The 8265-nt window shown below is 52.3% G+C and carries 7 protein-coding genes; 2 read left to right on the forward strand and 5 right to left on the reverse strand.

The window, feature by feature from the left end:
- Window positions 1-168: 168 nt before the first annotated feature.
- On the forward strand, window positions 169-531 hold the full coding sequence (locus BM022_RS16485) for a WYL domain-containing protein (protein WP_091140125.1): 363 nt from the start codon (window positions 169-171) through the stop codon (window positions 529-531).
- A 131-nt stretch (window positions 532-662) separates the two neighbouring features.
- Here BM022_RS16485 and BM022_RS16150 read toward each other — a convergent pair whose 3' ends face one another.
- The 5 genes from BM022_RS16150 to BM022_RS13505 form a co-directional block, all read right to left on the reverse strand.
- Window positions 663-1187, reverse strand: coding sequence for a hypothetical protein (locus BM022_RS16150; RefSeq protein WP_256209183.1), 525 nt, complete (start codon window positions 1185-1187; stop codon window positions 663-665).
- 108 nt (window positions 1188-1295) lie between these two features.
- Window positions 1296-3185, reverse strand: a complete 1890-nt coding sequence (locus BM022_RS13485) for a patatin-like phospholipase family protein (protein WP_091140127.1) — start codon at window positions 3183-3185, stop codon at window positions 1296-1298.
- Between the two features lie 697 nt (window positions 3186-3882).
- On the reverse strand, window positions 3883-5262 hold the full coding sequence (locus tag BM022_RS13495) for an FAD-containing oxidoreductase (protein ID WP_091140130.1): 1380 nt from the start codon (window positions 5260-5262) through the stop codon (window positions 3883-3885).
- A gap of 98 nt (window positions 5263-5360) precedes the next feature.
- Complete coding sequence (locus BM022_RS15610; RefSeq protein WP_218146888.1) at window positions 5361-5585, reverse strand: hypothetical protein; 225 nt, start codon at window positions 5583-5585, stop codon at window positions 5361-5363.
- Window positions 5586-5931: 346 nt separating this feature from the next.
- On the reverse strand, window positions 5932-6258 hold the full coding sequence (locus BM022_RS13505; RefSeq protein ID WP_091140132.1) for a hypothetical protein: 327 nt from the start codon (window positions 6256-6258) through the stop codon (window positions 5932-5934).
- 1101 nt (window positions 6259-7359) lie between these two features.
- Between BM022_RS13505 and BM022_RS13510 the strand changes: the two genes are divergently transcribed.
- Window positions 7360-7941: a hypothetical protein gene (locus tag BM022_RS13510; RefSeq protein ID WP_143079589.1), complete on the forward strand. Its 582-nt coding sequence runs from the start codon at window positions 7360-7362 to the stop codon at window positions 7939-7941.
- Window positions 7942-8265: the final 324 nt, after the last annotated feature.

The following is an 8265-nucleotide window of genomic DNA, read 5'->3' on the forward strand; positions in this document are numbered from 1 at the left end:
TTTCATCCGGCTGCCCGTCAAGCTCGTTGCCATGCGCTTCCTTAAATGAAAAAGGCCCCAAAAGGCGACCCCGGCTATGACTTAACACGAATTCTCTACTGCGTCAACTGTTATTTATTTTCGCATTGCTGGGTTAATATCTATTCACAATATTCGGAGGGAATGGATATGTTTGAAACAATAAAACAAAAAAATCGAACAGGCCCAGTTCCGCGTAGAACAGACTTGGAAACCACGCTATGCGAGGCCATCCGTAGCAAAACAAGGATACGCCTCCACTACAAAAACGAGGGCCACTTTCGGACGTTTGAACCGTACATTATCTACGAATCAGCGGGAAGAATTCTCGTGGCTGGAGTGCAAATCAAGGATGACTCTAGAACTCTATCCACGTCAGGGTGGCGGGAGTTTGAGGTCGATTGGGTTAACACGATCCTTCGCATCCGAGAAACCTTTAGACCCGACCCCGAATTCAGTCCCTTCAAGGCTAAATTCGGCACGAATGTGATCTGCGTCGTTGACCGCATTTAGATATTCCAGCAGTTTCTCAGCCACAAGCTCGCCCGATGGAGAAGTCGGGTCACCTTGGTGGGATGCAAGTGAACCGAGCGCCTCCCGCCGAGTACCCGCCGATGAATGCGTCCGAAGCCACAGTGATCATACTATCCTCCAACGTTGCTTACGCAAAGGGTTCCAGTTTGGACAAGACGGTGGGGAGATATTCTGCAACCGTCGGATGAATATGCATTGCGCGCTGCACTACCGTATACGCCGCCTTTGCATACATGACGTCCAGCAAAACGTGTTATTTCATCGCCTCCGATGCCCAGAATCGCAGCACCCATAATGTATTTTGTTTCCGCATCAACAGAGATTTTGATGAAACCTTGTGTCTCACCTTTCTCAACGGCGCGGCTCACTTTGCTCATCGGAAGCTTCGTGGCGAGTACAGGGCGCCCAGATTTCCGTACTTTGGCGTCCGTCATGCCGCATCGCCCTAGCGGTGGATCTGGAAATAACGCGTACGCCTGAATCCGATCTGACACGCGGCGATGAGCTGAGTCGAGGAGATTATCGGCGACGGTGCCGCGCACGAAACTAATCGGATGGGATTGAGCAAACGGAGGAAATAGGACTGGAGATGAGGATAAATCTGAAAGCAGTTTCTCATCGCAATCTATCGGCATTGCAGCTTTCGAGCCTCGTAACGATGTGCCGTAATTTCGAAGAGGGGCCGATAATCTATCTTTCGCCAATAAAAACCCTGTTATGAAGCTTGTAGGCGGCCCGTGCGCTCAAAGCGTTTGTGCAGAGGCACTGGGGACAGGAATTCCCGACAGTGGCGGCGATGTGGCAACGTCAGTAGGAATGGACTTGGCGACATCGGCAAACAGCGGATAATCCAGTTGCTGCAGTTGTTCCTTGATCTTCGGAAGTTCGGCGAGCGCCGCCCGTTCCCCAATCCTGGCTATTTCCACAGCTTCCGTGAATTGGGTCAGATCGCATTGGGTCACATCCGGTTCAATGATGGCGTCCGCTGGCTGCACGCCGAAAGAATTGACTCCCATGCTCTGAGCCAGAAGGCTTCGCATAATGGTCTGCACCGTCGAAACTCGACCCATCGCCGATTTTGTGGGAAACTCCTGCTCAATCTTGGCCGTTACACTAACCGCTATGACATAGTTGCAGCCACGATCTACAAGTACGTCGGCTGGAATATTCTTGACAACCCCCCCATCAACCAGCGCCTGGCCGCCGCGAAAGATCGGCAGCGACAGCCCCGGTAAATTGATGCTCTCCAGGATCGCAATTACTGCGTCGCCATGGTCGCGAATAACTGCTTCACCGCTGACCAGGTCAAGCGTTACGGCGTAGCAGGGTATGGGCAGCTGTTCCAGCCTGCAATCCGACAAATACTTTCTCAGCATTACATCAATTTTATGGGTACGATACAGGTACACCAGATACCAGTTACGGCCGTCTGGAAGATAGCGAAAGAGAAGGGGCGGCTTCAGGTCCACGGCGACTATCTCGGCCCACTGTTTCGCTGCCAACCCGGAAGCATAAGGAACGCCGGTCATCGCCCCCGCGCTCGTCCCGGCAATCATGTCGACGACAATCCCATTCTGCTCCAGAACATGCAGAACTCCCAGATGGGCCATTCCGCGCGCGGCGCCCCCACCCAAAGCCAGCCCGATCTTGATGCCGCGCAGGTAATGAATGACCCTTTCCAGGCTGGTTTTACCCAGTGGCGATTGTGTTTCCGAGAAGGTGACCTTGAAATCGCGTGATACCAACTCGTTCAGCTCGGGAGCAAAAGGCGAGATCCCGCGTCCGTCCGCAAGCAGCCAGACTAGATTGATTTTTTCACGGCAACTGGAAGCATGCGCGCAATTAGCCTTTAGGCGCTCCACAGCCGACTTCTCATCTCCTGCATGGAGACACCACATCACTGAATCACTAAGTTCGATCAGTTGAGAAGCACGCTCGGGGTCGAGGGCTGCGTCAACATCGATAAATAAGCGCCCCCTATCTTGCCGACCGCCGATTTGTTCGCGGATTTCCGATATGAACAGTTCACAATTCCCTTTGGAGAGTACCCTGTAACCTGCATTCTCCCGACGTTCCTCCTCGTTTTGATCACTCAGCACCCGCGGCTGTTCCCCAAGTTCGGCTAGTCGGCGTGTGAGGCGCTGAGTCAAGGGGCGTGTTGCGGGCGAGCTGTGGAAGATAGCCACGACCCATGGTTGTGGCCTCGATTTCTCCTCAATAAAATTTTTGCGAAAATTTTTAACGGCAGCCTGCAGGACATTGATTCTGAACTTTGGGTACTTGGGCGTGAGGCTCAGTGCCTTCTTGTACTCCAATTTCAGCAGTGTGCAATCCGTTACAGCAAAGAGACCTTCAGGAATGGAAACCTCGCCAGCCATAATAGCCCCGATTTGATCATCCCGCGAAAATACCCACAACACTCTCTCATTCCCTTGAAGATCGCGGCGTGTTCCTTTCAAGGTCCCCTGAATAACGAAATAGATGTCTGTCAGCGGTGTATTTGGTTGATGCAAACATTCGTTCGGCTTGCACTGCACCAGTTCCATATGCTCGGCAATCTCCACAAGTGCATCGTCTTCCAGCCCTTGGAAACAACCATGCCTCCTCATCAAATCCAATACTTCTGATCGCATTTCAGCTCTCCTAGGGTAATTTGATAAAGACTACCGGCGCACCTGCTATCCTTCGGAACCACCACATCTTGAACACGCCCATACAAGAATATAAGCATCCGGCAGGTTACGAGCATGCAAGCAAAAACAAGCCTCAATATTACATGGTAAGAAATGCCATTGAAAATTCCCTGATCTGGCGCGCCATCATTCAACCCTTACACTTCAATTATGGACGTAAAAAAAATTTAGTTTGGTCACTGTCTAGCGAAATGGGCTAATGACACAGCTGTAAGGTCTACCCCTACTATCAGTGATTTTATTTTATTCTTTCGACCGAAAGCAAAGGACTTGAAGTGCCAGCTCGTGCCAGGTTCGCTAAAAAATACAAAAGGCGGCAAGCGGCGTACGACTCTAGAACGCTATCCACGTCAGGGTGGCGAGAGTTTGACGTTGATCGGGTGAACACGATCCTTCGCATCCGAGAAACCTTTAGATCCGACCCCGAATTCAGTCCCTTCAGGCCAAATTCGGCACGAATGTGATCTGCGTCGTTGACCGCATTTAGATATTCCAGCAATCGTCTCAACCACAAGCTCGCCGATGGCTAGTGGGGATCCGCTTGGTGGGACGCAAGGGAATCGAGCACGTCTCGCCGATCACCCGCCGATGAACACGCCCGCAGCCACAGAGTGGATCAGCCGTCCTCCGACGTTGCTTACGGAAAGGGTTCCAGTTTGGAAAAGACGGTGGGGAGATATTCCGCAACTGTCGGATGAATATGCATGGCGCGCTGTACTACCGTATATGGCGCCCTTGCATACATCACGTCCAGCAAGACGTGAACTACTTCATCGCCTCCGATGCCAAGAATCGCAGCACCCATAATGTGTTTTGTTTCCGCATCAACAGAGATTTTGATGAAACCTTGTGTCTCACCTTTCTCAACGGCGCGGTTCACTGCGCTCATCGGAAGTTTCGTAACGAGTGCAGCGCGGCCAGATTTCCGTACTTCGGCGTCCGTCATACCGCATCGCCCTAGCGGCGGATCTGTAAACAATGCGTACGCCTGGATCCGATCTGACACGCGGCGATGAGCTGAGTCGAGGAGATTATCGGCGACGATCTCATAGTCGTTGTAGGAAGTATGCGTAAAGGCACCTCGGCCGTTGCAGTCGCCGAGCGCCCAGATGCCGGGCACGTTTGTTTGCAGCTGATCATCAACGATGATGTAGCCGCGTTGGTCGGTCGCAACGCCGGCCCGGTCGAGACCCAGGTCGTCCGTGTTGGGAGTACGTCCCACCGCTAGAAGAACATGAGTGCCTACTACTTCCGGCGGACCTTCGTCGCATTCCATTCCAACGGCGATACGACTGTCACGCTTCGACAGTGATATACATTTCGCATTCGTCCGAATCCCTATCCCCTCCATCTCCAGGATTTCACGCACGGCGTCGGAAACATCTTCGTCTTCACGTCCAATCGGGCGCGGTCCCTTCTCCACTATCGTGACTTCGCTCCCGAAACGGCGATACATCTGACCGAATTCCAACCCAACATAACTTCCGCCGACGATGACAAGATGCTCCGGCAGAAAGTCGATATCCATCATTGAAGAGTTTGTGAGAAACGGTGCCTCATGAATCCCCGGCATCGCGGGAACAGAGGCGCGCCCGCCGACGTTGATGAAAACTTTGTCGGCTTGCAGCACCTCATCGTTGACCACGACAGTGTGGGGCGACTGAAAGCGGGCATGGCCTTGGATGACCGTGCAATTCTTAAGTCCTAGCAACCATTCCTCGACGCCCTTGTTCGACCGTCCGGAAACTTCATCCTTGCGCGCTTTGACGCGTTTCATATCGACGCGCACATCACCATTGCCAACAAAACCATACTCGGCGCCGCGGCGAGCAACATGCGCTGCGTACGCGCTGGCGACGAGCGTCTTTGTCGGGATACATCCCGTATTCACACATGTGCCGCCAAACTTGTGGCGTTCAATAATGGCGACCGTCATGCCCGCGGCCGCAAACCGCGCCGCCAAAGACGGACCTGCCTGGCCGGTCCCGATGATGATTGCATCGAAATGCCGCGACACGAGGCACCTCCTTTAAGGAAGATCGCAGGCCAACTTAGGCCAGCGCAGCAATGCAGCGGTCGCCGGAGCAACGCCGCTGACGACGATCATGTAGTCGTTCACTCAGGCTTTTTGCCGGACTGCTCGCGCACCATGTACTCGGCGTACCAGTCCGGCCAGTTCTTGTCGGCTTGCCCCGTCCGTGCTTCGTGCTGTCCGTGCGCGGCCGCAGCGCGCTCGCCAGATCGTTCGCCGACGCGAAGGTCGTCGTCGTGGGGTCGACGCGACCGGGCAGCCGCGTTGTGACCTCCTGGAACAACCAGCCATTGCCGTCCGGATATCACGCAGACGTGTGTCGGATGTTTACCGGCTCATGCAAATGAGTCGGCAAACATCCCAAGCAAAAACATCCCCATCCAAGGTTAGGCCGCCCTCCATGCATATCTCTTCATTCTGCTCCAGCATAGACAATCCACAGTTGGCATATTGCCCAATATTTTTCATCCGACGGCTCGCCAGTTGAATGCGCGGCGACATGGCTGCAAGCGAATAGAAAGAACCGTGGAATGATGAACGCACATAGCGGAACGTCGACATAACCACCCAGCCGACCCTCGGGCGAGCAGTAGCTTTCTGGTTGCGATTCCCCCGCCCTGATCTTAAGGCCCATCAAAACACCCCCGGGATCTATTATTGCTTATACGGCTTTTTGTTCATTATCTCCTGATCTCTGTATTGCTCTTGCCTTTCAGAGAGTGATTTCTCGCGCATGATTTCGGCATCTTGATCCGAGATTGACTCTGGCTTGGCCTCATACTTGACTTCTTCCTTCTTGCTCGTGTCGGCCGGAGGAGGCTCCTTGTGCGTTGTTTCCTTTTTCTTGTGTTCCACTTTCTTGCTCGTGGTTGGGGGAGAATCCTTGCGCGTTGTTTCCTTTTTCTTGTCATCAGAAACACAGCCGAAGCTGGATACAGCCGTGAAGGTGGCGAGAATAACGGTCGATATAAGTTTATTCATTTCGAGCTCCTATTGGTATTGGTTATGCGGGGATATCCTTATGAGTGGTAGATTCCCTGCCGGCTTTTCCCTCTTCATCCTTTTCTACTCGGCGTTCCTTGGGTATAAGCGAGACGGAGGCGGAGACGCGCATGGACAACAATGCATCTATCCTTCGATGTTATCGGTGCGGAAACGCACCATTGCGGGCTGCAAGCGGCACAATTCGGGCACTTATAGGGATCAAAGCATTGAGCCGTTGGTAACTTTGAAACGGAAGGGATGTTGGAGCGAGGGGAGATGGGAATGCTCAAGCTCACCGGAGCCGTTTACGCGAACAGGGGCGCACTGCCAATGTGCGCTGCTGTATTCGTCGCCATTCTGATGTTCGGGGCTATCTGCTAGAGTAGAGGTGTTGCATCTAGGAAATGAATCGAAATGACCTTCGACGGCCTTCTACAATTATCATCGGATAGCGTTTTATTTTTTGTTTTACAGGCAACACTAGTCATTTTCGTGATGTTTGCAGCAGCGAAACAGGCGTCTGGCGCGAAGGGCGGGTCGAGGTGGAGCAACTCTGAAAATTACCCACGACCAGGATTCGATGATCCGGTTTTATGGCACTTATGCAGCTATCAGTGGGGTAGTAATAGCCGTGTCCTTGGCACGAAGTTACAAAAAATCATCGGGTCTTTTGGACGGTACCCGATGCCCTGCTCGTAGCGTACATGTCTTCTCAACTCGTGGTTTAGAAATTTACTTCTGAGTTGGCTGCTAGTCCCCACCACGATTGAGCAGCGGCAGCCTACTCTCGAACCGGTTTGCATTAAAGGTCTCAGGACAAAAAATACCATCATGGAATAAGAACGATAAGCACTCATTCGTGCAGGAGGCATCGGTAATATGACTCACATCTCTCGTTTCCGATCAGGGGCAGGGCTTGTCCTTCTCATTCTTCTTATAGCAGGGTGTGCAAGCTCTCCGGATAGATTATGGACCGTACGCACCTCGTCGACGCCCTTACCTCTCTCATCGGATCTGGATCTGGTGAGCATTCAACAGGAAGCGGTGGGACTGCTCACCCCGTTCGCGCCACCCGCTCTTCGAGGGAATGAAGTCGCATTGAGTCGTTATCTTGATGACATCATCAAGAAAATCTTCCCGACCTGGAAGGTTATAGGTGAACAGCAAACGATCAACCTCATCAACCGTTACGGACTGGCGGGAGAGTATGCCCGCCTGCGTGAGAGTGGGGAACAGAATCATATACTGGATCGGGAGTTACTTCAAAAAATAGGAAAGAGCATCGAAGTAAGGTATGTGTTTCAGCCCCGCCTGGCATACTTCTTACAAACCATGACGGACCGGTTGAGCCTACCACCCCTCGATCTCCTGATGGCGCAGACTCGTTCGGGCCACATGAGACTTTCTCTTCAACTGTGGGATACCATGAGTGGCGAACTCATTTGGGCTTCCGCGGCTGAAACGGCCTTGCAAAGCGAAGCGGTGACTCAGGACCCTGTTTTTATGGAGGATGCCGCAAGAATCACTTGGGGTAGTATGTTATCGGATTTGCTGAATGGGAAAACATCATCGGGATATACCCGCTTGAATGAAGTTCTTGACAATTTGCTCAGCGAAAAGACAAACAAGACCCAACGCGGAGAATCCCATCAAGGACAAGTCGAAGAGTACCGGCAGTAGGACTGAAAACCTCTCGATTATTTATTAGATCGACAATATTGCCGTCGTTTTTTGGTAAAGGAAAAAGAGAGAAAAGACATTTGCAGATTAGACTAAAAAGCAAACGGATTCCCGTAACTACGCGATGACGGCGTAGTTTCGCCTTCTTTCAATCTGATATGCAATTCCGGCGTGCTGATTGTATCGGATGGCAGTCGTCATGACGATGGGGCTTGCCGAAACCGTTTAAAACGAATTGCCATGTTGTGTAACGTACTCAAGCTTGATCGTATCGGAAGCGAATGGCCAGCCATCGCACAATGGGCTGCGGCTCAGGATAACAGC

Origin of the sequence: Nitrosospira sp. Nsp14, assembly GCF_900113575.1 — a bacterium.
GTDB lineage: Bacteria > Pseudomonadota > Gammaproteobacteria > Burkholderiales > Nitrosomonadaceae > Nitrosospira.